This is a genomic window from Nesterenkonia sp. K-15-9-6 (genome assembly GCF_052656005.1).
This window is the reverse complement of sequence record NZ_JBQYEY010000016.1, coordinates 59,496-83,650: the sequence shown is the minus strand read 5'-3', so window position 1 is coordinate 83,650 and position 24,155 is coordinate 59,496. Positions and strand designations below refer to the sequence as shown.

Annotated in this window: 17 protein-coding genes and 1 pseudogene; 6 read left to right on the top strand and 12 right to left on the bottom strand. The window is 65.2% G+C overall.

The window, feature by feature from the left end; translation table 11 throughout:
* Window positions 1-285: 285 nt before the first annotated feature.
* The 3 genes from SD455_RS11220 to SD455_RS11210 all read left to right on the top strand — a co-directional run bounded on the left by SD455_RS11220 (window position 286) and on the right by SD455_RS11210 (window position 3,213).
* Window positions 286-951 (top strand): hypothetical protein, encoded by a 666-nt coding sequence (locus SD455_RS11220; RefSeq protein WP_445508148.1) that lies wholly within the window; start codon window positions 286-288, stop codon window positions 949-951.
* Between the two features lie 79 nt (window positions 952-1,030).
* The gene (locus tag SD455_RS11215) at window positions 1,031-1,474 is read left to right on the top strand and encodes a hypothetical protein (RefSeq protein WP_445508147.1); all 444 of its coding nucleotides are present in this window, start codon (window positions 1,031-1,033) and stop codon (window positions 1,472-1,474) included.
* 191 nt (window positions 1,475-1,665) lie between these two features.
* Window positions 1,666-3,213 (top strand): hypothetical protein, encoded by a 1,548-nt coding sequence (locus SD455_RS11210; RefSeq protein WP_445508146.1) that lies wholly within the window; start codon window positions 1,666-1,668, stop codon window positions 3,211-3,213.
* Between the two features lie 789 nt (window positions 3,214-4,002).
* Here SD455_RS11210 and SD455_RS11205 read toward each other — a convergent pair.
* The 5 genes and pseudogenes from SD455_RS11205 to SD455_RS11185 all read right to left on the bottom strand — a co-directional run bounded on the left by SD455_RS11205 (window position 4,003) and on the right by SD455_RS11185 (window position 11,903).
* Complete coding sequence (locus SD455_RS11205; RefSeq protein WP_445508145.1) at window positions 4,003-4,830, bottom strand: DUF6414 family protein; 828 nt, start codon at window positions 4,828-4,830, stop codon at window positions 4,003-4,005.
* 408 nt (window positions 4,831-5,238) lie between these two features.
* Complete coding sequence (locus tag SD455_RS11200; RefSeq protein WP_445508144.1) at window positions 5,239-5,664, bottom strand: PGDYG domain-containing protein; 426 nt, start codon at window positions 5,662-5,664, stop codon at window positions 5,239-5,241.
* Window positions 5,661-9,551, bottom strand: a complete 3,891-nt coding sequence (locus SD455_RS11195; RefSeq protein WP_445508143.1) for a type ISP restriction/modification enzyme — start codon at window positions 9,549-9,551, stop codon at window positions 5,661-5,663. Before SD455_RS11195 ends, SD455_RS11200 begins: the two co-directional genes overlap by 4 nt.
* 15 nt (window positions 9,552-9,566) lie before the next feature.
* Complete coding sequence (locus tag SD455_RS11190; RefSeq protein ID WP_445508142.1) at window positions 9,567-10,418, bottom strand: DUF4231 domain-containing protein; 852 nt, start codon at window positions 10,416-10,418, stop codon at window positions 9,567-9,569.
* A gap of 216 nt (window positions 10,419-10,634) precedes the next feature.
* Window positions 10,635-11,903: pseudogene (locus SD455_RS11185) on the bottom strand (IS256 family transposase).
* Between the two features lie 314 nt (window positions 11,904-12,217).
* On the opposite strand from SD455_RS11185, the gene SD455_RS11180 reads away from it, so the two are divergent.
* Window positions 12,218-13,462, top strand: a complete 1,245-nt coding sequence (locus SD455_RS11180; RefSeq protein WP_445508141.1) for a hypothetical protein — start codon at window positions 12,218-12,220, stop codon at window positions 13,460-13,462.
* A gap of 353 nt (window positions 13,463-13,815) precedes the next feature.
* Here the strand turns inward: SD455_RS11180 and SD455_RS11175 are convergent, their stop codons facing one another.
* A complete protein-coding gene (locus SD455_RS11175) occupies window positions 13,816-14,442 on the bottom strand; it encodes a hypothetical protein (RefSeq protein ID WP_445508140.1) in 627 nt (208 codons plus the stop codon).
* Window positions 14,443-14,682: 240 nt separating this feature from the next.
* Between SD455_RS11175 and SD455_RS11170 the strand changes: the two genes are divergently transcribed.
* Window positions 14,683-16,728, top strand: a complete 2,046-nt coding sequence (locus tag SD455_RS11170) for a serine hydrolase (RefSeq protein ID WP_445508139.1) — start codon at window positions 14,683-14,685, stop codon at window positions 16,726-16,728.
* A gap of 3 nt (window positions 16,729-16,731) precedes the next feature.
* Here SD455_RS11170 and SD455_RS11165 read toward each other — a convergent pair whose 3' ends face one another.
* The 3 genes from SD455_RS11165 to SD455_RS11155 form a co-directional block, all read right to left on the bottom strand.
* Window positions 16,732-17,655 carry a VOC family protein gene (locus SD455_RS11165; RefSeq protein WP_445508138.1) on the bottom strand — a complete coding sequence of 308 codons (924 nt, stop codon included), beginning with the start codon at window positions 17,653-17,655 and terminating at the stop codon, window positions 16,732-16,734.
* Window positions 17,656-17,799: 144 nt separating this feature from the next.
* The gene (locus SD455_RS11160; protein WP_445508137.1) at window positions 17,800-18,447 is read right to left on the bottom strand and encodes a response regulator; all 648 of its coding nucleotides are present in this window, start codon (window positions 18,445-18,447) and stop codon (window positions 17,800-17,802) included.
* Complete coding sequence (locus SD455_RS11155) at window positions 18,444-19,589, bottom strand: sensor histidine kinase (protein WP_445508136.1); 1,146 nt, start codon at window positions 19,587-19,589, stop codon at window positions 18,444-18,446. Before SD455_RS11155 ends, SD455_RS11160 begins: the two co-directional genes overlap by 4 nt.
* Before the next feature lie 163 nt (window positions 19,590-19,752).
* Between SD455_RS11155 and SD455_RS11150 the strand changes: the two genes are divergently transcribed.
* Window positions 19,753-20,235 (top strand): DUF6326 family protein, encoded by a 483-nt coding sequence (locus SD455_RS11150; protein ID WP_445508135.1) that lies wholly within the window; start codon window positions 19,753-19,755, stop codon window positions 20,233-20,235.
* A 35-nt stretch (window positions 20,236-20,270) separates the two neighbouring features.
* On the opposite strand, the gene SD455_RS11145 is transcribed toward SD455_RS11150, so the two are convergent.
* From SD455_RS11145 to SD455_RS11135, 3 genes are read right to left on the bottom strand one after another with little or no spacing between them, the layout of a single operon-like run.
* Window positions 20,271-20,909: a TetR/AcrR family transcriptional regulator gene (locus SD455_RS11145; protein WP_445508134.1), complete on the bottom strand. Its 639-nt coding sequence runs from the start codon at window positions 20,907-20,909 to the stop codon at window positions 20,271-20,273.
* Window positions 20,906-23,125, bottom strand: a complete 2,220-nt coding sequence (locus tag SD455_RS11140) for a YhgE/Pip family protein (protein WP_445508133.1) — start codon at window positions 23,123-23,125, stop codon at window positions 20,906-20,908. The genes SD455_RS11145 and SD455_RS11140 overlap by 4 nt, the downstream gene beginning before the upstream one ends.
* Window positions 23,122-24,033, bottom strand: a complete 912-nt coding sequence (locus tag SD455_RS11135; protein ID WP_445508132.1) for a hypothetical protein — start codon at window positions 24,031-24,033, stop codon at window positions 23,122-23,124. Before SD455_RS11135 ends, SD455_RS11140 begins: the two co-directional genes overlap by 4 nt.
* Window positions 24,034-24,155: the final 122 nt, after the last annotated feature.

The window sequence follows — 24,155 nt, the reverse complement described above, 5'->3', positions numbered from 1 at the left end:
ACGCGCTGACCTATCGCGCTGCTGTCGTCCTCAACGCGGTGATCGCCTGGACCGCACATTTGTCAGACATGCCCTAGGTCTGTGGGTGGTGTGATGCCCATCCTGGTGGGAGCGGGCTGGTCAGTCCAGGGTGGGCGGCGCAGGCGGGCGAACAGGACCTGATGAGCCCGTGGGTGGGGCCCGGGGCAGGGGAGGTGTTGCGCTGCGTCAGAGCTGTTCCCTATGTCAGTCCCTTCAGCTAAGGTTCATCGCACACGAGTCCCGCACCGACAGGAACCTATTTCCATGGAGATATCTGACCCATACATTGGGGCTGTCGCTCAAGCGGTGCGCGACATTCCTGAGGAACATTTCGTGGAATTTCCTGGAGGCTATCCAGACGAGATCTCCACCGCACTGATCGATGCGGTGTACTCCGCGCGGCAGCGGTATTACTCGGAGACACCAGGGGTTGGAGTGTACAATCGGGTGCAGAAGTTCCGTGAAGCCTTCCCGGATGTTCGCAATAACCTACAGCAGCTCGTCGGTATGGAGGAGTCACAGATCCGATCCATCCTGGGTGACAACGTGGTCGCCGACGGTCGGCAGACCCGGAAGAGCGTGGTCGTGCAACGAGCTGCCGGGAACATGTTGGAGCTGGGAGTCCAATATGCGGGGGATCTTGAGGACGCAGACTCTGAGCTGGTGAAGAAGGCCTACACCTCGGTGCGCGGCCTCGGATGGATCACCTTCGAGTATTTTCTGATGCTGCTGGGCCAGCCGGGCATCAAGGCTGACGTCATGATCACCCGGTTCGTCAACGCGGCGCTGACCGAGCGCGGCATGTCTCAAGTGGACTCGAAGCAAGCCCGCCAGATCCTTGAGACGGTCCACGCTCAGGACGGGGTGGCGCGAGGGCTGGGGCTGACGGACTTCGACCACACGATCTGGCGCTGGCAGCGGGGCCGCTGAAGTTCCTCCGAGAGACCTCCCAGGGCAGAGATTCAGGCACTTCATGGAATCTCGTCGTCTGAGAGCATGAAGTATGCGCATGGTGAAGATCCTCGGTATCGCGACGCTCGCACTGATGATGAGCTCCTGCGGCGCAGAGCCCGCCGATCCCGGTGAGGGCGCTCACGTGCGGATGGACAAGGCGACGTCGGCCCTCGAGCAGCAGGGATACGAGGTCATGTTCGCCTTCCACGTCTCCGGGGACGGCCCCTGGTCGGGCAGGACGAACACGCTCCCCGGTGGAGGCTCTGCCGCGGTCTTCGCCTGGTGCGAGGGAGGCGACGAAGGTCCCCGCGTGCACGTGGATGATGCCGACGTCGGGAGCATTCCCTGCTCAGAGGAGGGGGAGACCAGCCAGATCGTGGATGACTTTGACTACATCGGGACGAGCATCGAGCTGCGCGGGTCGGACGAGTCACGCACGACGTGGGCACTCGGGGTTGGGGTTCCTTCCGAGGACAGCGAGTCTCACCACCACGAGTAGTGGACCACAACCAACGATTGTCTGGACGAGGCGATCATGGATGACCGCTCCTCGGTGACGCAGCTCATGATTCACGTACCATGAGGCACGATGTGATGAATCAGGTCGAGGGGAAAGGGCGCATGATGTCCGGCGATGAGGTATCAACCGCCCAGCGAGACTCCGAGGAAGCAGGCCCAGCCTTCAGTCTGATGGAGATCGAACCAGGGACGGCCGTTCTGTTCGGCGATGGGCCCTGTCCAGGACTGGATCTCCAGCCCTTCGAGCTGGTGGACTCGCATGCCCGTCAGCAGCTGAGCGACTCCCTGGCGATCGCCTCCGGTCTGGGGAATCTCGGTGTGCAGGCGGCTTCCGGCGCGGTCCAGGCCCAGGGGCTCGTGCAGTTGGCACCGGAGACGGTGCAGGCGCTCAAGGCGGCCCAGCCGATGACCTCGGGTGGGTGGAATCTGGGGGCCCTGAAGGGCGCGAACGGGGAGATCGTGGCCCAAGTGCGTTGGGCGCCGGCCTCGGGTGCGCAGGCAGCGTCAGTGATGGCGGCGTTGGGCCCGGCCGCGGCCCTGTTGGGCCTCCAGATGCAGCTGGCGTTGGTCTCCCGCAGGGTGGACGAGAACCTGGCCGTGACCCGGGAGATCCTGGAGAAGGTCCACGAGGACCAGTGGGCCACAATGAACAGCCTCTTCAAAGCGACAACGCGTGCGGTGCAGGAGGCGCAGGCTGCCGGCGCCGTCACGGACCACATCTTCGCCCCGTTGGAGACCAAGACGTCGGATCTGATCAAGCAGCGGGATCTGTTCACCCGGTTCGTCCAGCAACACATCCGAGGCATGGCTCCCAAGGCGAAGGACCCGCGAGCCTATATCCAGCAGAACATGGATCGGATCGAGGCTGATCTGCGTGGCATGCTCATGGCGGAGGCCTCTTGGCACCGGACGCAGGTGCTGCGGGCCGGCAGGATCGCCCGCGACGTCGCCGACTCACCGGAGAACGAATGCCTGCTCGCTGAAGTGGTCGCCACGACGCGGCGCGAGCATGGTGCGGCCATGGACAAGGTCGCGGATCTGCTGGACGAGCTGGAATCTCAGTGCGGCCTGCTGGCCGAGCTGCCGGGCGGGATCACCCTGCCGTTCACTGCGAAGCGTCGGGACCTCAAGGATGCTGCGAGGATGGCGCGGGAACTGGGGGAGAAGGTGGCGGAACTGGGCCACCGCATGCGTCCGAGGCGGGAGGTTCCGGACCCTGACGTGCAGGTCTTCCGCGATCAGCCCCCGGAGAAGCCGCTGAGGATCCTCCGCTGGCTGCTGCCGGATCACGCGACGCTTCTGGCGCTGGCCGAGGTCGGCCTGGACCGTCGGCGCGGCTCCTCCGGCGGCTATCTTGGAGTCACCGCAGAGAGTCTGTTCCTGTCCTCGCAGAACGCCCTGCTGAAGGAAGGCACCCTCGAGTGGGAGGCCCCGCTACGAGACATCCGGTATGTGCGGTTCACCGAGCGGGAGAAGCAGGGGCCGGTGGTGGAGATCATCACCGTCGAGGAGAACATCGCTGTCGAGTTCGACTCCTGGGCCGGTCAAGACGACGGGCTGGACAACGCCCGCAGACTCAGCCACCTCCTCAAGGCGGCGATGAATCTTCCGGAGGAGGAACGCACCACGGACCCGCTGCTGCAGGACGCCCCAGCCGAACCTTCGGCCCCGGAGCTCGCCGCGCAGGGGCCTGATCTCGTGGCGACCTCGTCTCGGTGAGTCCAGCGCGCCCGGGTCCGGCCTGACTCCACTCGTCATTCCGACGTCGGCAGCACCACGGTGGAGGCCTCCCATCCGTCCTCGTCGAACAGTTCCAGGTGCAGTTCGCCGCCGAGCGCGGCAGCTGGGAACATGGCGGCGTAGTGACTCATCGAGTCGGGCGCCAGACTCCGTGCGTTCCAATCCCCTTCGGACTGAGATTGGCGGCCGGGCACGAGGAACTGACCGCCCACGAGCTGGGGGACTCCGGCCCCGTCTAGCTAATCCAGTTGCCTGACGAGACCGAGGAGGCGACCAGTGACGACCACAATTGAGCAATGCGCCTCAGAGGTGGGCGCAGGACCTTCCATGACTCACCCAAGCAGACTAAAACGTTGCCATGACAGATTAAGATGGCAAGGACGCCCAAAGTAGTCCCAATCGGCGTCGGTGGACGACGAAAAAAGAGCGCCGCGAAGAGCTGGAACGAATAGCAGAAGTTCTCAGCACCCGCGAGGACCGCGAACCAACTCGTGGCAAAAAGCGCCTCGACGCTGCTGATCGAAGAGGACAAACTTGGAAGAAGGATCGGTGGCGACCCAATAGGAGGAATCGGGCAAGACACCTAGCTGAGCCGTCGCACCCCTCTGCCGCAGAGGCTTTCTGGCGCGTGACGGCCTCGCCGCGATTCGTTGGCATGAGCCTCGACCACCGACCCGCTGGCAAATGGTGCATCGCTTGCACCTGGAAGTCCAAACGGCGTCCGTTCGCATGCGTGCATTTGCAGCGACTCCAGATTGCGGGTGACTGCTAATACATCGCCATGGGACGAATCACGACTGCTGGCCCCTCAGTATCCAGAGCGCTCGAGTCCCACTCCATGTCGAGTTGCGATGCAAAGTGCCCTTCAAGGCCTTCGACGTCAAGTTTTCGCCTGAACTGACGATTCACACGAGGCAACAGGAAGCGCTTAAGGGAGTAGGATGAGTTCTCAGATACGACGTTGTCGATCTGACCGAAAACTGTCAGCTCGTCCTCCAGGTCAGCAATTTCGACCCCAGGCAACATGTGCCCGCGATCCATCAGGAGGATGACTTGCCTATCAAGGTCATCACGCTCGGCCGATTCCAGAACCAACGACGTTCCTGCGGAGTTTCCTTCCTGGAGGAATTCACCCATAGCTTCCGCAGGAGGGCCATCGGATGACTGCATCAGTGACGGATTTTTCATCAGAAGCCCGAACATGGAGGACAAAGTCGAGCCCATCTCAGTGGCGTCTGAAACGACCCAGTCCCTCTCACACTCGAGGTCCTGACGCTTCAGTGGCCGCGCTGGGACATCCTGAAGAAGGCCATACTCAGCGTCCTCGGCGAGTTTGTCGAGCAAACGATTGAGAGCGCTGACAGGATGCGTGCCGAATGTTTGGTTATGAGTGTATTCACCTTCTCCGCTGGCTCCTCGCTGAAAATTGACTCCGCCCCATTCTGTCGCCCCGAGGTTGAGACCACCTTCCATCTTGCTGCTCTCCGAGTCACGAACCGTGACTGCCACTGAGGCATCAGCAGCAATTCCATGATGGCTAGCGAACGGCAGCAATTTCGAAATATCCAAGTATCGCGGGCCCCTGAATAGAGTCATGCAATCCTCCCTTATACCGTCTACTCGCAACCATTTCGATCGTGCCTCGAAATCGTGAACAACTCACGCCGCAAGGACCTTGTACGAGTATCGGCAAGGAGTTTCCTCTCCCACCCGTCGACGGTTCCAACCTGCCGTCCCAGTGGAGTGCGCTGACCACCGCGGGCTTTGCCGCTGGATGCCCGCAGGACTACTCCACCCGGTCCATCATGCAGATCGGTGTTGAGTGAAGCGTCTGTAAGTCTTGAGATGGTCGGCCTGGGGCTGGCGGGACTGGTGTCGTCACCTGATCCCGGGCGTGACCCCCGGAAGCGTCTGACCTCAACGGAGTGTCTTTCCCAGGATCTGTCCGTCTGATTTAGAGGTCCGCCACACCCCTCAAGGAGTCAGGCCAACCGGTCCACGTCATCAATCGTGAAGAACCTGATACCTCCGGCGAAACCTCGCATCACTGACGCCCCAACATTCCCCGGAGGCGTTCTGCACAACCCAGTCACCGGCATCAAGCTGGTCACTCCCCTCCAGCGTCTCCAGGCTCGTTGGTTGGGCTATCTGGCGGGCGCGGACTTCTCCAGTTTTGCGGTACCGACCCTCGGAGACGGCTTCGTACGTCTCGGCGAATACCTCGGCATCGACACTCCACTGCTGCCCGTCGTCATCGACGATCCAGTCACCAGGCTTAGCCTCCATGACAGCCCCGGAAGCAGTCGTCCAACGGTGCGGCTCAACGACCCGCTGGGCACGAACAGGATCACCGGTGGGCGCATAGCGCTCACCTCCGTCGCCGACCCAGGCTGCAGCATCCTCAGCGGTGAAGTGAGCAGTGCGACTCACAGAGACATCCTGGTCTGTCCCGCGGCAGGATGATAGACCTTCTTTGGCGGCTTGGTCTGCCAGTCTGCGGGGTTGGGGAGCTCGTCTGCGGTGAAAGTCTCCGACGCGACGACCTCCTCCAACAGTTCCTCTGCGGTCTCCTCGGCGGCGACCATGTTCTCGATGGTGTGCAACAGAAGCACCAGCTCCTGGTCGAACTCCCACCGCTCGGGCTGGATCTTGTCCAGCGGCGAGCTGGAACGGCCGCTGGGGGTCTTCATGCGATGGCCAAGCCACGACGCCACTACGGGCATCCCGGAGACCCGGTAGTCCCAGACGGCCCGGCTGACATGGTGAAACCGCCCGTCACCCACACGGAGGATCCGGTTCTCGTCTTCGTAGTCGAACGTCTCTGGGTAATCTTCCGTCCGGGTGCTGGTGGCCACCGAAAGGGTGGCCTCCCCGGTGATCTCCCACGGCTCGATGACTCCGTAGCGGTTCGGCTCGCGCATCCGCTGCCCGAAGGTGGCGACCCGAAGAAGCTCACGGCCGAACTGCGAGACCCTGGCGAATAGTTCCCCATCCTTGGTGAACGGAATGCGGACCTGCGACTCCACAAGGTCGTCGGCGAAGCGTCGGTAGTAAACTCCGGTCCCGGTGAGCCCGAAGACGTACGAGACGACGTCCTGTGTAGAAGGCTCTGTGCCCAGTTCCGCGGACAAGGCTTCCAGCAGCCCTTCAGTGAGGTTGGTGGTGGCGGCCTCGTGGTCTCTGTAGAGAGGCATCACGTCCTTGCCGCCGTAGCTGCCACGGAAATGGTGACGATCCGGAACGTCAATCGCCACCGTGACGGCTGGACCTTCGCCCAGCCGAGTGGAGCCCAGCGTGGTCAGGTAGATCTGTTGATCTGAGTGTGCTTGCCAGAGCTCCGGTCGAACTCGGTCCGCTAAACGAGCGTCTGGGATAGACCACTGACGGTCGAATGATCTATACCCATATCTCGCTGGCGCTAACATCGAGCCCACGCCCGCTGTGCTGTTTAGCGCGGGGAGTCGGTCGCCGGTGATGATGTCGTTGGTTTCTCGATTGACTGTGCGATCGCCTGTCTCGCGGAACAGCTCGGCATCGGGCTCACCAGATGCGAACAGCTCATCCCAGCGGGATGTCAGTGCACCGGGGGAGGGTGCAATTGGCCACTTGCGCTTGAACTCCCCGCCGCTGTGCTGCCAGGGGAAGACATCTCGGATGTCCGGCCAGGTGTGGAAGGCTCCCTCACCAGAGGGGATGAAGCTGTCGGTCAGGTCACTGTGAACTGCCGTCCAGGATGCATCCCGGTCGTCGAGTTCCGAGATGCCGTCCAAGGCATTCAGCTTGTCCTCGCTGGTGCCCTCGATGCGACGGTAGAAGACCTGGGCCGGCTGTGCATCGTCGTGGTGGATGTACTGAACCCCGGTGACAATGGCCACCGGTGTCTGGATGGCGAACACGTTCTCCTCCTTGTGCGCACCACGGTTGTCGCCGCCGAGGTCGAGGATCCAGATCTCGTCGAACTTCTGGCGCATATGCTTGCGCATCCCGGCGAAGCCAGGGCCGCGGAGGTAGGAGGATGAGGTGATGAACGAGACGATCCCGGGGCCAGAGGTCTTTTGCTCGCAGGCTTTCCAGATCGCCCAGCGCCAGAAATAAACATACGAGTTGTAGAGGTTCTTCACATGAACACCGGGTGTGTCTTTCTTGAAATCCTCCAGCAGTGCGATCCGGTCACCGGCTCCGGTATTGTGGTCTTCGAGGATGATGTTGGGCCGTGAACCCTCAGTGCCGCCGCCGATGGCATTCTCGCGGGTGCCCCGACTGTACGGCGGGTTGCCGATAATCACTCGGATTTGGGTGTCAGCACGTTTGACTTCTGAGGAGCGCTGCTGCTCCAAAGAAATGGCCTGAGCCTCCTCGGTGAGAAGAACGAGTTGTCCCGGGTTCTTCTCGGCTGGATCAGGGGCGGTCAGCGTGTCTGTGAGGAACACTTTAACGCCCTCACTGGAGAGCCCAGCTCCGGCGGAGGTCAACGCCTGGGTCAGGCGCAGGTGGGCGACCGCGTAGGAGCCGACCATTAGCTCGAAGCCATGGAGTCTGTGGGCTAAGGAGGTGGCCAGCGGGGCAGTGGAGCCGCTACGGGACTGGGCCAGCGCCTGTTCCGTGACCTGCAATAGGTAGGTGCCAGTCCCCAGTGCCGGATCCAACACAGTGACATTGTCATCACTGAACCGTGCGCCGTGCCGGGTCTTCAATGCATTCTCTGTCATGCGTACCTGGGCTCGGACCACCGGCAACGGGGTGTAATAGACCCCGGCCTGCTCGCGGCGGGCCGGATCGTATGCGGCAAGGAAATCCTCATAGAAGTACAGCCAGGGATCCTGGTGGCGCCCACCCCTCCGAGTCTTGGTCAGCGCTTCGGGGTCCACGTGGGCGACCAGAGCCTCTATGAGTCCCAACGGCCCCTCCAAGATCTCCTTCGTCTGGGACCCCACCATCACAGTCAGCACGTCACCGAGCAGTTCATGGCCCTTCGACCTCAACGCGGAGCCGAGCTGGCGCTCATCCAGGGGAAGATGCAGTTCGCCTTCGAACCGGCCGATCAGCAGGGCATAGGTGTAGCACTGGGCGAATGCATCAGCGAAATCCTTGACAGTGGCACTGGGTATCAGTGCTTGTTGCCAGGCCGCATACTTCCCCAGCAATGGGCTGGTCGCGGCAGCGTCAGTGTTCTCTACAGAGCGCAGGTGACCGACCACCTTGTCCCGCAACAGCCTGGTCAGTGGTGCCAGACGGTCAGCGAGGCCACGGGGAGAGCGAGGAGCGGTGGGTCGCTCACGGAGGAACGCACCGATCAACGTGGCGACCTCGCCAGCCTGGGCATCAGTGGGGGGCCGGTTCGGATCCAGACTGACACTCGAGCGAATGACCCCGCGCTGGAAGTGAACCATCTCTGCGCCGTTGCTGTAGATCAGGTTCGGATGCGCCGACAACACCTCCCATTGGCGACGGTCATGGGCAGTCCACCCCTGCGGCCGAGTTGGGTCAGCACTTTTATGCGGGCTCTTCAGCTCGATGTGGCCCACCAGCAGCCCACGGGTGTTCTTCACCGACAGGTCGAGCCGAACTCCACTGATCTCGTCCTCATCGGTGGTGCGTGCTTCGAAGGACACCTTGGCCTCGGCGCGGTCGAGGATGGAAGACAGGGATTCGATCAGTGTCTTGAACGGCGCCTTCAGCGGATCCTCCGGAGAGGTTCGGGAGTCGGTCTCCAGAGCCTGCATATGCGAGACGAGCTGGCCCAGATAGGCCTCGATTACCGGGCGAGTCTTGGTGGCCGCACGGGCGTCATAGTGCTTCTGCGCGTAGCCAACCACCAGCGCGGCGAAGTTCTCGGTAATCTGATCCTGAGCCTCCTCGGACTCGGCATCGAGAGGCCTGCCCTCATTGGCGGCTTGCAGTGCCGAAAGCTCGGGAAACTCGGCGGGGATGTCCTCCGGGGTGAGCACACTGCGGGAGATGGACATCACCCGCGGAGGGACCTTGGAACAGGAGTCGGCCGCAGCGGCAACCATCACCGGAAGTTCGTGGGCGGCGATATAACCGTTCTCGTCGAAAAAGCCGGGGGAGTAGACAGCGATGTAGATATCGGCGGCGTGGAGTTTGGAGCGGATCTCCTCATTCCAACGCTGCCCGACTTCGAGCTGGCGGTCATACCAGAGCTCGACGGGAACCCCGGCCTGCCCCGCGCGATCACGTATCTGGCCACTGAGTCCGTCGACGAAAGCCCGACCAGTACCGTCGCCCACTGAAGAATCGTCGTGCTTCTTATACGAGACGAAGACCCTTACCGGATCGCGCTGACGACGTTGTGCCATGCTTCCCCGTTCCCCTCATCTTGCAGTTCTGTAGTGCTGATCGAATGCTTCAAAGTCGTTCAGTGCGAGCCACCGGGTGGTCTCATCGGCTAAGACATCCTCGGTGCGTTCGATAATTCTACCGACCGTGGAATCTCCGGCGTCGGCGGCGATCTCGTCGAGACGATACGTATAGCCGGTGTAGACCCGTGCTGTACGGTCCCATTCCCGGGCAGATGCCCAGACCTGCAGCGAGGTCACCACCGCCACCGTGGGGCCGAGCAGGTGCTGATCAGCAAAGCCGACCATCTCCGCGACTGCCACCAGGCCGACGGCCACGTAGAGCACACTGATCACCCAGCGCAGTATCTTGGCCCGGGCGGCGAAGACCGAGGCACGGTTCTGGAAGTAGGCCCGCTGATCCTCCACGCGGTCTGCCAGATAGGTCGCCAACAGATGTGCGGGCCGCAGGGCACGGAGCCGTTTCAGATCCTCATCGATTTCAGAGATCTCAGCGCCGGTGCGGAAGTTGACCTCACCGAGCATTCGCCCGGTGGCGTTCTCATCGTCGTAAGGAGGTAGTGCCGCCGCGTAGCGCCAGCGCTGTGAGACCAGCACCTCATGCAGAGTGCGCTGACGGTGCCACCTTTGGCGCCACCTGGTCCGCGTGGCCACCAGGTTCGCCGCCATCGCCAACAGCGCCAGCAGGCAGGCCACGATCAGCCACGGCTGGCCCGCCAGGGCGACGAAGCCGGCTACAGCACCGCAGACCAACGAGGCTGCCAGGAAGCGAAGTGAGAGCCGTTGGTAGCGCATCGCTTGACGGTCGATTTCGTCGAGCAGTACGTTGTGCTCACTGGGGCGGCCCTGGTCTCGACGGGATGTCATGCAGCTCAAGCTACGACCTCACCCCTGATGTTGCGCTCAGCCTCGCCGCGTGGCGCCCTGATTAGCAGACCTCGCCCCGGACGGAGTGAAAGCCACCGTCTTCCCGCGTCCCGCCCCCGCCGGACACTCATAGGGAGACGCAGGGACTCGGCTCAGAGGTCAAGTCCTGTCGGATGGTGTATGAGTCGTGATCCTTCGAGGCTGTGAGTCTGGGGGTCACGCGGCGATAGGATCGATGCTGCGGGGCTCCACCTCCTCGGTGATCTCAGCAGTGACTGTGGTCTCAGTGGTGCCGACCTGCTGAGCGGCCTGCAGCGCGTCGAGGTTCATGTAGCGACGGGGCCTTCGAACCACTCTTCGTGCTGCTCGGCCAGCACCGCTCCTACGAGCCGGATGATGGCGTGTCGGTCCGGGAAGATCCCGACGACATCAGTACGCCGACGGATCTCTTTGTTGAGCCGCTCGTTGGGGTTGTTCGACGAGAAGTTGCGCCAAATGGTTTTCGGGAACGCGGCGAAGGCCAGGATCTCTTCCCTGGCGCACCCGAAGTGATCAGCGACCTTGGGCAGCTTCTCCTCCAAGGCCTCGATGACCCGGTCGAACTGGGTATGGCCCCCTTCGGGGTTGGGCTGGTCGCAGACGCTGTGCAGCAGTGCTTTCACCCACGGCCAGGAGGACTTCGGGGTGATGCTCATCAAGTTGGCCGCGTAGGGGGTCCGGCACCGCTGCCATGATGCCTTGGGCAGGGTCACACTGATGGCGGCCTTCAACCCGGGGTGAGCATCACTGGTGACCGTCCGGACCCCGTTCAACCAGCGGGCGAGTGGGTCGCCGAAGTTGCCGAGCTAGCCGGCCCCGTCCTCGCTGGAAGTGACTTGGGCCCCTAGGATCTCGGGATGACCATATGCGTTGATACCGGTGGCGAACAAGGCGTGGACCGGCACCACGCGGCCGTTCTCGCGGACCTTGAGCACCAGAGCATCAGCCGCGACGAAGGTGTAGGGCCCGGTGTTCAACTGCCGGTTTCGGAAGGCGGTGACTTGTTCGTCGAGCTCGCACGCCATCTGGCTGACCTGGGAGCGGGAGGCGTTCTCACTGCCCAGGGAGCCGACGAGCTTATCCATCCGGCGGGTCGAGACCCCCAGCCGGTAACAGGTAGCCACCACCGAGGCCAGGGCCCGCTCAGCCCGCTTGCGCCGCTCGAGAAGCCAGTCGGGGGAAGTACGATCCCGGCGACAGCTTCGGGACGGCGACATCGAGAGTTCCGGCGCGGGTGTCGAAGTCCCGGTGGCGGTAGCCGTCGCGCCTGTTGGCGCGGGTCTCGGAGGTAGTGTCGTATTCGGCACCACAGATTGCTTCGGCCTCGGCGGGGAGCAGGGTGTTGATGATGAGCTGGAGTTGTTCGCGCAGCAGATCAGGGCTCGCCTGGTGGATCTGTTCCTCGAGGAGGTGGGCAGGGTCGCTACTGGAGGCAGCGGCGGTCATCGTGATGGGTCCTTTCGAGAGTGCTGTAGAAGGTTCTCTCGAAGGACCATGCGGTGGCCGTCACCTTTTCGTCAGCGACGCGCTCACCGGGGTTCCGTAGACCACTATCCCGGATGCTAATCTGATTTCGCCGAACAATTTGGTGGGTAGTTCCGCAGGATCGAGTCTGTGGCGAAGACAGTGGACACGATGAGAGTTATTGACATTACCAGCTCTCGAGTTCGCTCTGCGATCCGCGATGCTTCCAGCGCCCGGGCGCTCTACGAATCGGACCGGGTCTACGACTACTGAGTCTTCATCGACGAGGGGACAGCATGGCTATCGAGACGAGGACAGGGCAGCAGCGTTACCGCCAGCACAAGGTCTGGGAGACGCTTCAGCTCAAGCTCGACGCACTGAACGCAGCACGTTTCGACGGGGTCGAGGTTGAGCAGTGGCGCATCGATGTCGTGGACTGGCTTAAAGAGGCTCAGAAATCCAAGACGAACAACCAGCCAACACTATACCTGAGTGCCCTCGACGATCTTCAGGAGCAGCTCAACAACTTGGAAGTCGATCAGTCGAAGTTCAAACAGTACGTCGGGCTGAACAACCGCACTAGCGCTAGCGGACAACCACGCATCAAGCAATTGGAGCGGGCACTGCGTGGGTTGCCACTGCCTCCTCCAAAGAATCTCAGTCAGAGCTATGCTGAGCAGCTCGATCGCGAGATGAAGGCTCGCCAGGAGAAATTGGCCGAGCTCAACTCCGAGATCGACGAGACGAAGGCTGCGCTTCAATCCAACCGCGAGGAGATCGGCCAACGCACTCAGGAGCTTGCAGACCTCAGCACTGAGATTGAGGCCCAGCAGAAGCTCATCAAGAAGGTCAGTGAGGACGCGCAAGGGACTATCGACAAGGATTGGAGGCAGGCACTCACGCAGTGGAAGGCAGAGCGTGACCATGCAGATGAGCAGGCGAATGCCGACGCAGCTCAGCACCTCGGTGCACTGGCCTCAGCGGCTGAGCACGGCAGGGTGTTGCTGGACCAAGCAGTCGGGAATTTCAGCGCCACCGATTGGGCTGAAAAGTCCACTCAGGAACGAAAAACTGCCACGCTACTTCGAAACATTTCCTTCGGAACTTTCGTTGTCGGCATCCTCTTCGCTGCCTATATCACGTATCAGGCCATTGCTAATGAGTTTGATATGTCCATCGGTGACGCTTTGCTGCGTGGCACTATCCTGGTGGTCGTCGCAGCCGCCGGTGCCCTAGTTCTCAGGGAATCGAATAGCCATCGACGAGAGGCTAATGCCGCTCAGGACATGGCAACATCCCTAGTGACGTTGGCTCCGTTCTACGAGAACACCGATGGCCCTATTCGTCTTGCCGCCCGCCAGCAACTCGGAGACGCTCTTCTGGTGAAGAATGTCCTGTCGAGGTTTGCCCACCGCGATGCCGCACGGCATGTCGGGAACGCCGGACCGTTGAAAGCCGAGCAGATCGCGGAACAGGTCATCGAGGCTCTCAAGCTGCAGAAACCTGAGAGCGTTCAGGATCAACGGCCCGAGACTCAGTAGAGCCGGTCAACACAAATTGTTTGGGCTATCGACTGTCTCTGCGTCTCTTCCACCGCGACAGTTCGATCTGCTCGTGCGGCTCCAAGGCTCTCGACGGTGGCCCCACCGGCACATCAGGCAACAGGTCCTCCCTGTAGTATGACAAATTGCGCTTTCAGTTCGGGGCGGTGTTTTGTGGCTCGGCGGCCTCCAGGTGGGGCATGCACGACACGCTAAGTAGCCCAGAAGTGCGGTGAGGAGTGTGCGGGACTCGTGAAGCTGTGAATCGACCCAAGGCATGCATCTGGCGAAGGGTTCCGGCGCCAATGTGGCTCGGCTTACGTGTGCACGGACAAGTCGTGCAGGTTGGGCCCTCACTGCTTCTCCCACGTCCCGCATCCGGATGTCTCGAACGCCACGTCGGTCTCAGCGATGGTGACCAGTGCCTGGCCGCCTTCTACGAAGGCATTGGTGATGATGTCGTGGAACTCGCCGCTGGTGCCGCTGAGTCGCGCCCAGTAACAGCCCCAGCTGCCGGGTTCGGTGGTGTAAGTGCCCGGATCGACGTCTGAACCCACCATGTAGACGCCGTCTCCTGGAATGGTTGATCCTCCAGATTCGGCTTCGTCGGTGTCGTCAGGCTCAGAGTCCGGCTCGTCCTGTGACTCTTCGGCCTCCTCCAGCCGTTGCTCGCGGGCTGCGAGTGCTTCTTCCAGGTCCTCCAGCTCGCCTTCCCGCTCGTCGAGCTCGGCTTCGCGGGTGTCGAGTTCTTCGTCGCGCTCATCGGCGGCGTCGCGTTGCTCCTGCAGGTCCTCGGGCTCCACCTCGACTTCGACCTCCTCTGTGATGGTCTCGGTCACCGTTTCGGTGACCACTTCCGGCTCGAGATCTGTGCACCCTACGAGTCCTGCCGCCATCGTGAGCGCGCACGCGCTGCTCATGCCGGTGGCGACCCTCCTGCGCATGGATGGCCTCCGCGTGGGTGTGCTGATCGTGGTCATCGTTTTCTCCTCGCTGAACGGTGCGGTGCAGTATGAAGTTGTGCCGCTGGTGCGCGAGGAACGGCGTTCATCATGGGGACGCGCGTGACGGATTCACAGTTCAGAACCTGCGTTCATCGCGTAGAGACAAACTAGGGGACTCCTCTGACAAGTCGGCAGAACGAATTCATTCAGAATGCGCCATCGGGGCGTGTAGCGTCGAGGGTATGTCGATCTCACCTGTGGAATCTGAGGGGAAGAATGCCTGAGTCGATCATTGCGCTTGAGCGTCAGATCCACGCTCTCGTCGCGGCCCAGCCTTTCGCCGTGCACTGGCAGGTTCGTCCCTTGTCCGACGCCGAAGCTACCGGCGCGACCCCCGTGTTCGGCTCCGGCGCCGACACCCAGGTCGCTTCCTTCAGCACCCGCAAGGTCAGCGTGCTGCTGGCCTGCCTCGCCCTGGTCCACCGCGGGCGGCTCTCCCTGGATCAACGACTGCCCATCACCGAGGAGCTCCGCGACGGCGTGCAGGCCGGCATCATGAAGGACCTCGCCGCTGGCGTCGAGCTCAGCCTGGAGGACCACCTGCGGCAGATGATGATCACCTCGGACAACATCTGCACCCAGCTCGTCTTCGAGGCCATCGGCGCGGCTGTCCAAGACCCCGCCGCCCAGCCGACCAGCCTGCACTCCGGTGACAACCCGGATGACCGCGCAGCTGCCGCCCTGCAGCAGGTCAACGACTACTGCGCCTGGATCGGCATGCGCGCCACCCTGCACCGGGAGATCTTCCCCCGCAGCGGCGAGTTGACCTGGCACCACAGCATCGAGGCGATGACCGTCACCACCGCCGCCGACCAGGCCCACCTGCTCGCCCAGCTCGCCCGCGGCGCCCAGGACGCGGACGCGGCCGAGGCCCTGCAGCTCACCCCGGAACTGTGCCGGTTCGCCGTCGAACTCATGCACGGCCTCTACACGCCCCTGCTCGGCGCGGAGACCACTGCGCTGCGCTTCGCGGAGAAGAACGGGCGCGGGCTGCGCAGCCTCTCCCAGGTCGGGCTGGCCACCACCGACACCGGCACCCCGGTCGCCGCCGTCGCGGTTTTCGCCGAGACTATCCCCACTCAGCTGCCCGACGGCGCCCCGGGTCGGATCGCCGCCTACGAGCTCTTCGGCCAGATCGGACAGGCGATCGAAGCCTGGTACGTGGGGGAGCAGCTGCCCGAACCCCGCCAGGCCGTTCGCCTGAGCACGTCTGATGAACTCGACGCCACCGACGCCCAGCTGGCGGCCATTGCGTCCCATGGGGGAGTGCTGGCGGCCATCGGGGGAGTCACTGACAGCGACACCACCTACGGCGGCATCGGCCGGGACGTCGCGGGAAACCGGGAGCTCCACCCGCTCGCCGGGTCCGGGAAGTTCCTCGCCGCGCTCGCGCTGGCCAAATGTGAGGTGGCTGATCCCGGCCTGCTGGCGGTGCCGGTGACCGTCACCGCCGCGCATCGGCGCGGCGCCGCCGTCGGGCCGCTGCGCATCCCCTCCGGCACCGGGCACGGTACGGACGCCTCCAGCGAAGAGCTGACGCTGAGCCTGCATGACGCGCTCGGCCTCATCATCGCCACCTCCGACGCCGCCACCTCCCTGGCGGTGAGGGACGCTTTGGAAGCCCGAGGAGTGGACTTGGTCGCCGTGACCCGTGGGTTCCTCGACAGGTTCACCCTGCCGTCCCTGAAACTGTTCCACACCCAGATCACCGGCTTCGAAGACCCCGAGACGTCCCGCGGCGACCTGCTGACCGGCGAGACCTCACCCCACGAACTGCGGCAACTGCTCATGCTCCTGGCCGCCTATGGCGGCCTCCTGGGGGAGGAGGCCCCGAACCGAGGCGGGCTCGGCATGGACCCGTCCGCCGCGCGTCGTGTGCTGGGTTGGATGTCCCAGGTCTTCGAACCCTCGGGACTCGCCTGGGCGCTGCCCGGCTATGGGCCGAAGAAGGCGCCCCAGTGGACAGTGTCCGGGCTGGAGTCCCGTGGCGCGAGGAGCCCGTCGGCCGAGGCCCATCACGAGGGCTGGACCTCCGTGCTCATCACCCGCCGTCCAGGCGTGGAGCCGACAGAAGGCGGGGTGCTGTGGATGGCCGCCCACGTGCCCGCCGGCCCCACAGAAACCGCTCCCGAGGCGCCGGTGCGTACCGGACGCGACGCGGCCCGCATCTTCGGCGAGCTCGGGCTGACGCTGCACAGCCGCGGCCTCAGCCGGGCCAAGCTCCGGGGGAACGTGGCCCCGATGTACATCAGCGACAGCTGACCCTCACCGGCTGAGCAGCTCCTCCGTCTCGGTCCCGGGCACCGCCACGGAGACCTGGGTGCCCCACGGGTCCTGGGTGACCACCCGGTGGCCGTCGTCGGCGAAGTTCAGCCCACGGGCCCGGTAGCGCGCCACCAGCGCGTCCAGGTCGTCCCGGCCGGGCACGGTGATCGCCAGATCCCCCAGCCCCAGCCGGGAGGCCCGCGGGCCGGCCCCGCCGCTGTTCCAGGTGTTCATCGCCACGTGGTGGTGGTACCCGCCGGCCGAGGCAAACAGCGCACCCGGCCAGTCCATCGTCGGGTCGAAGCCCACTGCGCCCACATAGAACTCGCGGGCCCGGGCGACGTCGCCCACCTGCAGGTGCACATGCCCCACCATCCCGGCCCGGGCGGAGCCGGCGTCGAGCACCTCCTGGTCCAGGTGACGGCGCAGATAGTCGTTAGGATCCAGAGGGCGGTTGCCCATGCGGACCTGCGTGCCGTCGATCTCCCACGTGTCGCGGGGTCGGTCCCGGTAGAGCTCGATGCCGTTGCCCTCCGGATCGGTGAAGTAGAACGCCTCGCTGACCAGGTGATCGCTGGAGCCGACGAACCGGGACTGCGGATGCTGGGCGGCCCGGTACACGGTGGCCGCCAGGGACGCCTCGTCCTCGAAGAGGAACGCCGTGTGGAACAGGCCCGCCTCCCGGGGATCCACGCCCGGCAGCTCCGGGGTGTGGATGAGCCGCACCATCGGGGTGATCCCACGGCCCAGCACCCGGTGGACCTCCTGGCCGCGGGCGCGCTCCTGCAGAGGCTTCATGGCCAGGGCCGTCTCATAGTAGGCGGACATCACGTCCAGATCGCCCACGCGCAGGGTCACGGCGTCCATGCCGGTGGCGGGGTTCAGGATCCGGCCGTCGGGGGCGGAGGAGTGCTGAGTGTCCATGGGTGATCAACCTCGCGGCGTCGATGGCGGGCCTTCTGGGAGAAACCTCGGCCAATTGGTTGTTGCTACAAGTGGAAACGTGGAGCATCCCCGTTTTCTTCCCGCCGGGCCCGCCACGCATGGGCCATGGCTCCCGCCCTGACCTCAGGCGCGGCCGGTCTCATGAGCCCACATGGCGAGCTCGACCCGATTCCGCGCGCCCAGCTTGCGCATCAGACCGGCCACGTGGGTCTTGACGGTGCTGGGACTGATGTGGAGCTCAGCGGAGATCTCACTGTTCGTCCGGCCGTGCGCCACGGGGATCAGCACCTGCTCCTCACGCGCGGTGAGCGGTTCCACCGGCTGCGTGGGCGGCTCTTTCTGGGAGTCGGCGAACGCCGCCAGCAGGCGGACAGTGACGCTGGGAGCGATCAGAGCATCCCCCTCGGCCGCAGAGCGGATCGCCTGACTCAGCAGCTCAGGCCCGGCATCCTTGAGCAGGAAACCCCGGGCGCCGGCCTTCAACGCCCCATGGACGTACTCATCGAGGTCGAAGGTCGTGATCACCACGATGGGCAGGGGGTCGGCCACGTCAGGGCCGGCGAGCCGGCGGGTGGCCTCGATGCCGTCCATCAGCGGCATGCGGATGTCGAACAGGCACACATCAGGGCGCAGCTGACGCGCCAGACGCACCGCGTGGCGCCCATCGGTGGCGGCGCCCACCACCTCGATGCCGGGCTGGGCGTTCAGCAGCATCGTCAGCCCGGTGCGCACGATGTCCTGGTCATCGGCGATGAGCACCCTGATGGTCATGACGTGACCTCTCCGTGGGGCAGCGTCGCCTCGACCCGCCAGCCGCCGCCAGCCTTCGGGCCGGCGTGGAACGTGCCGCCCAGCAGCTTGGTGCGTTCCCGCATGCCGACCAGACCGTAGCCCGAGGGGTGCCCGGCGGCCGGGCTGACGGCACCATCGTCATCGACGGTCAGCTGCACCTGCTCGGCGTCACCCACAACACGGACGGCGACCCGCGTCGCGTCACGGGCATATCGTCGCGCGTTCGTGACCGACTCCTGCGCCAGGCGATAGAGCGCAGCCCCCACCGCAGGGCTGAGGCCGTCAAGCTCACCCGACAGCTCCACCGCGATCCGCGGCCCTCCCTCGGCATCCTCAGCAAGCCGCTCGAGGTCAGCCAGGCCGGGGCGCGGCGCGAAGTCCGCTCCCTCGGAGGTGCGCAGGAGGCCGACCATGCTGCGCAGCTCGGTCAGTGTCCGTGAAGCGGCCTCTTCGATGACAGCCAGCACCTCGGCGGCCCGCTCGGGATGCGCCGCGGCGACGGCACGTCCGGCCTGGGCCTGGATGGCGATGCCCGAGACCTGGTGGGCGACCGTGTCGTGGAGGTCGCGAGCCAGCTCGTGACGCTGCCGCAGCTCGGCCTGCTCGATCTCCCGCCGGCGGGTGGCGGCGTGGAAGCGGACCGTGGCCCCGAGCGCCGCTGAGAACAGGAAGAAACCATATCCGGCCACAGTCTCCGCAACTGTGGTCGGGACCGCGAGGAGCGTGACACTCACCCACACCAGGATGATCCCCAGTCCGACGACGGCCTCACGTCCCGAGCCCCACCGCAGCAACGCGTAGGGCAGCACGAGCACGACCGCGAGGCTCGTCAGGCCGGTGACATCGCTGGCGAGGATCCGCGCCACATCGAAGACGATCAGCGTGCCGAAGGCGACCGCGACCGTCGCCAGCGGCCGGGTCCGCCGCCACAGCACCGCCACGGCGACCACGCCGCTGACGGCCAGGACGACCGGCAGCCAGGTGCGGTCCGACCGGAGTCCTGCCTCGACCAGTGACGCCGCGACGGCCACACCGAACAGCGCCCAGTCCCGCCACACCCGTGCGGGCGGCCGAGCAGGACGAGGCTCGCTCCACAGTGTCCGGAGGCTGTTCCTCACCATCAGCCAAGCATAGAGCCGCCGTGCCGGCCGCGGATCAGCCGAATGGAGGAGACAGCGGTCGTCCCTTCGGCCAGGCGAACTCCGACCTCTGGGCCGATGCACCCGCCGCCGGGCTCAGCGATCGTGGAACCACCCATCCGCCACCCGACACAGGGAGCCAGCCATGAGAGAACATCGCCCCACCATCACCCTGGACGACCCGCGGATCCCGGTGAGAGCCAAGCTCGCGGCAGTCTGGACGAGCTTCATGTTCTTCTACATCTACGTCGACTACCTCCACCTGTACAAGCCGGGCACCCTCGAGGACATCCTGGCCGGCGTCGTCTTCACGTTCGACATCAGCCAGAGCTTCGTCGTCATCGCGCTCGCGCTCATGGCGATCCCGATCCTCATGATCGTGCTGTCGATGACGCTGCCCGCCCGGGCGAACCGCACGCTCAACCTCGTCATGGCATCGCTCTACATCCCCGTCACCGCGTTCAACGCGGTGGGCGAGTCCTGGCTGTACTTCTACGGTCTCGGCGTCGTGCTCGGAGTGATCCTCCTCGGCTATATCCTCCACTCCGCCTGGACCTGGCCCCGCACAGCACCCTCGGTGGCCCCAGAGCCATCGGGGCGCCCCGGTGCCGACCTTGCGGCCCGGTAGAACACCGCCGGCCACTGGGAGGACGCATCCGCCGACTACCCCAGCCCACCGGCGGACATCGCCACCAGCGCCTGCACGCAGTCCTCCTCGGACCAGTCGGCATGAGTGGTGTGCTGGTCGATGCTCAGCGTCACCGCCGCCGAGAGCAGCGCGGTCGCGGTGATCTCCAGCCGGGCCGACGACGACGCCGCCTCGGCCAGCCCCTCCGCCACTCGGGCGGCATCCAGCCGGGCCAGCCGATCGGTCAGCAGGCTCACGATCGCCTCCTTCTCGGAGCGCAGCTGCTGGGACTCGTCATCCCGACGCCGGGCCAGAGCGTAGGCCACCAGCCCGGTGAAGGACGGGTACTGGCGCAGGAAGGCGAAGGCCGCCCGGATCTGCGCGGTCAGGCTGGCCCGCATCGTGGCGACGTCGCCGCCGTCGTCGTGCTCATCCATGATCCGCTGCAGCTCCTCCGCCCCATGCACCAGCATCTGGCGCACCAGGTTCTCCTTGGAGCCGAACTGGTAATACACCGAGCCCTTCGCCACCCCGGCGATCGCCGCCAGCTCGTCGACCGAATGCTCCTGTACGCTGCGGTGATCATCCAAGGCCATCATCGCCTGCAGCAGCCGCACCCGGGCCGACCCGCGGCGCACCCTCCCGGTGGGGTGCTCCACCGTGCTCGCGCTCATGCCGCCTCCTCAATGGCCGGCTGGAGCCGCTTCAGGCTCCACATCTTCTTCTTCCGGATCGCCAGCACCAGCAGGGTCAGCCCCACACCGGTGGTGGCCAGCAGCGCAGCCAGCGAGGTGGACAGCGTGGCCAGGTCCGCACCGTAGATCACATGCCGCAGCCCGTCGACCACATAGCTCATCGGCAGCACCGGGTGCAGCGCCTGTAGCGGCTCCGGCAGAGTCTGCGGCGGGAACGTGCCCCCGGAGGCCACCAGCTGCAGCACCAGCAGCAGGATCATCAGCATCTTGCCCGGATTCCCCAGCAGCGCCACCACGCCCTGGACCAGGGCAGAGAACGCCATGGAGGCCGCGAACAGCAGCGCCAGCGCCAGCCACGGATGCGCCGGGGTCAGGCCCAGCCCCAGCACCACCGCGGTGTAGAGCAGCAGGCTCTGGGTCAGCGAGAGCAGCAGGAACGGAATCCAGGACCCCAGGGCGATCGAGGCCGAGGGCGCATTGGAGGCCAGCACCCGCGGCGAGGTGGGCCGCAGCACCTGCAGCATCACCAGCGCACCGATCCACAGCGACAGCGCCAGGAAGAACGGCGCCATCCCGGCCCCGTAGTTGCCGGCCTCCGCCTGCGCGGTCTGGTTGACCTTCAGCGGATTGCCGATCACCTCGCTGATCTCCTGGCGCTCATCCTCGTCAGGGTTAGGCACCTCGTCCGCGCCGTCGTCGAGTCCCTCAGCCAGCTCCTGGGCGCCGTCGGTCAGCTCCACCGAGCCGTCGGAGGCCTCGGCGAGCCCGTCCCGCAGGGCGATCGCGCCGTCGGAGAGTGCCGTGGCGCCCTCGTTGAGCTCACCGGTGCCGGTGATCAGCTGGCCCACCCCCTGGTGGGCCTCATCGGCGCCGTCGGAGAGGTCCGCGGCGCCGGAGCTCAGCTGCAGGGCACCATCACGGGCGGTGCCCACACCGTCGGAGAGGTCCGGGGTGGAGGCGGAGAGCTCAGCGGCACCGTCGGCCAGCGCCGAGCTTCCGGTCAGCAGCTCCGAGGCGCCGTCGGCGACCTCCCGGGAGCCGGTGGCCAGGGCGTCGATGTTCTCCTGCGCCTCACCCAGCTGGCTGCGGGCCTCCTGGGCTCGGGTCAGGAGCTCCGAATCCTCGGCCACTGAGCCCAGCGCCTCGTGCGCCTCCTCCACCTGCTCCTGTTCGATCACGCCTGCGTCCAGCAGATCCTGGACCGCCTGATCCACCCGCCCCTCGGCCGAGGCCTCGAACTCGGAGATGATGTCACTGGCCTCATGGGAGGCCGCGGACAGCGCCTCATTGCCGTCGGCCACCTGTTCGGCGCCGTCGTGGAGCGTGCTGATCCCGGTGTTCAGTTCGGAGGCGCCGTCGGAGAGCTGCCCGGCGGCAGTGTCCACCGCATCCGCGCCCTCCTGCAGCTCGGACATGCCGGTGTACAGCTCCGAGGCGCCCGTGGACAGCTGCCCGGCACCGTCGGAGAGCTGCTCGCTGCCCTCGGAGAGCTCGCCCAGTCCCAGGGCGAGTTCGTCCACGCCGTCGTCCAGGTCCCCGGCGCCGTCAGCCAGATCCACCGAGCCGTCATGCAGCTCGCTGATGCCGTCGCGCAGCCCCCCAGCACCGTCGTGGAGCTGGGCGGCGCCGTCGGCGGCGTCCACCAGCTGCCGGTGAATCTGCCCGAAGCCGGTCAGCATCGCATCAGCGGTCTCCTGTCCGACCTCGCTGGAGACCGACTCATGGATCTCCGAGGCCAGCACCGAGACGATGTTGCTCAGCAGATAGTTGTTCGCCTCATTGGTGGTGATGTCCAGGATTGCCTGATCCGCAGACTCGAAGCTCGACGGCGAGGCCAGCGCCTCCGAGAAGTCCTCCGGAATGATCAGCGCGAACTGGTGCTTCCCCGAGGCGACGCCGGCCTCCGCGGCCTCCCGCGAGTTGACCTCCTCCCAGCCGAAGGAGGCGTCGTCGATCAGCTCCTCGGCGACGTCGTCACCGATGGTGCGGTGCTCGCCGTCGAAGTCTGCACCCTCATCCAGATTCACCAGGGCCGCATCCACGCCCTCGAGATTCTCGTAGGGGTCCCAGTTGGCGTAGAGGTAGATGCCCGCATAGAGCACCGGCACCAGGGCTAACCCGAAGATGGTGATCAGCGGGGTGAAGCTGCTGGTCATCCGGGCGAATTCGGAGCGCACCAGGCGCAGGAACGTCATCGCTTGTCCTCCAGCAGGTCGTCCAGGTCGGTCTCCGGGGCTATGTCGTCGGGTTCCGTGTCGTCCGGTGATGTCTCGTCCGGGGCTATGTCGTCTCGGCCTGTTTCGTCGAGTTCTGTGGTGCCCGCGGCCGGGGCGGTCTCCTCCGCAGCAGCGGCCTCGACGTCGTCGTCGGTTGTCTGCGTCGCGGCTGCTGTCTCATCCACAGCACCTGTCTCGCCAGCGGCCTCTGTCTCGGGGTCCTCGGCGTGCTCCGCGCTGAGCACGAACGGCCCCTCGTGGTGCCCGGCGAACCCGCAGGGAATGTCCTCCCGGGCCGGCGCTTCCTCGAGCACCGCCAGCACGGCACGCTCGTGCTCCACGCTGCACCGGTCCTCCAGGAAGTCCAGCAGCTGGTCGCGGTCCACCTCATGGCGGTCGGGGGAGTCCACGACGGCGAAGCGCACCTGGGGGTCGGAGAAGGCCAGTTCCAGCAGGAGCCCGACGCGCTCGAGGGGCTCCAGCGTGTCGATCCGGGCCCCGGCGAGATCATCGGCGTCGTGCTCGGCCAGCCAGGCGCGGACCCCGATGCGGCGGGCCTGCTTGCCCACGCGGCTGCGCAGCGGGCGCAGTGCGAGGAACTCGGAGACCACGTTCTTCACCGTCATGTGGTGCTCGGGGGCCGTGATGGTGGGCGCGTCCACCAGGGCCGTGCGCAGCCGCAGCGGACGCAGCTCGGCGACCCCGTCGATGCGGACCTCGCCCGCATCCGGCGCCATGCGGCCCGAGGCGATCAGTGCCAGGGCGGTGCGCATCATGGCGGTGGGCGCCTGCAGGACGGCGAGCCCGCCGTCGGGAACGGAGAAGGAGGTCGGCTCGACCAGGCGGCCGTGATGACCGTCGAAGGCGACGTCGTGGAGTTCCAGCATGTACCCCAGCATACTCTTAAACTGACTGGTCAGTATAAAAATGTGAGGAACGAGTCATCGCCCCAGGGCCCGCGGAGAGGGCGGCCCCGGTCCACGGCAGCGTCGCCGCCGGGCGAACGTCA

Coding starts and splice junctions, on each gene's coding strand:
- SD455_RS11140 (WP_445508133.1), bottom strand. CDS start 23,125: ATGACGTTCCTGCGCCTGGTGCGCTCCGAATTCGCCCGGATGACCAGC.
- SD455_RS11165 (WP_445508138.1), bottom strand. CDS start 17,655: ATGGACACTCAGCACTCCTCCGCCCCCGACGGCCGGATCCTGAACCCC.
- SD455_RS11215 (WP_445508147.1), top strand. CDS start 1,031: ATGGTGAAGATCCTCGGTATCGCGACGCTCGCACTGATGATGAGCTCC.
- SD455_RS11155 (WP_445508136.1), bottom strand. CDS start 19,589: ATGGTGAGGAACAGCCTCCGGACACTGTGGAGCGAGCCTCGTCCTGCT.
- SD455_RS11205 (WP_445508145.1), bottom strand. CDS start 4,830: ATGACTCTATTCAGGGGCCCGCGATACTTGGATATTTCGAAATTGCTG.
- SD455_RS11175 (WP_445508140.1), bottom strand. CDS start 14,442: ATGACCACGATCAGCACACCCACGCGGAGGCCATCCATGCGCAGGAGG.
- SD455_RS11210 (WP_445508146.1), top strand. CDS start 1,666: ATGGAGATCGAACCAGGGACGGCCGTTCTGTTCGGCGATGGGCCCTGT.
- SD455_RS11190 (WP_445508142.1), bottom strand. CDS start 10,418: ATGACATCCCGTCGAGACCAGGGCCGCCCCAGTGAGCACAACGTACTG.
- SD455_RS11220 (WP_445508148.1), top strand. CDS start 286: ATGGAGATATCTGACCCATACATTGGGGCTGTCGCTCAAGCGGTGCGC.
- SD455_RS11180 (WP_445508141.1), top strand. CDS start 12,218: ATGGCTATCGAGACGAGGACAGGGCAGCAGCGTTACCGCCAGCACAAG.
- SD455_RS11145 (WP_445508134.1), bottom strand. CDS start 20,909: ATGAGCGCGAGCACGGTGGAGCACCCCACCGGGAGGGTGCGCCGCGGG.
- SD455_RS11170 (WP_445508139.1), top strand. CDS start 14,683: ATGCCTGAGTCGATCATTGCGCTTGAGCGTCAGATCCACGCTCTCGTC.
- SD455_RS11195 (WP_445508143.1), bottom strand. CDS start 9,551: ATGGCACAACGTCGTCAGCGCGATCCGGTAAGGGTCTTCGTCTCGTAT.
- SD455_RS11135 (WP_445508132.1), bottom strand. CDS start 24,033: ATGCTGGAACTCCACGACGTCGCCTTCGACGGTCATCACGGCCGCCTG.
- SD455_RS11150 (WP_445508135.1), top strand. CDS start 19,753: ATGAGAGAACATCGCCCCACCATCACCCTGGACGACCCGCGGATCCCG.
- SD455_RS11160 (WP_445508137.1), bottom strand. CDS start 18,447: ATGACCATCAGGGTGCTCATCGCCGATGACCAGGACATCGTGCGCACC.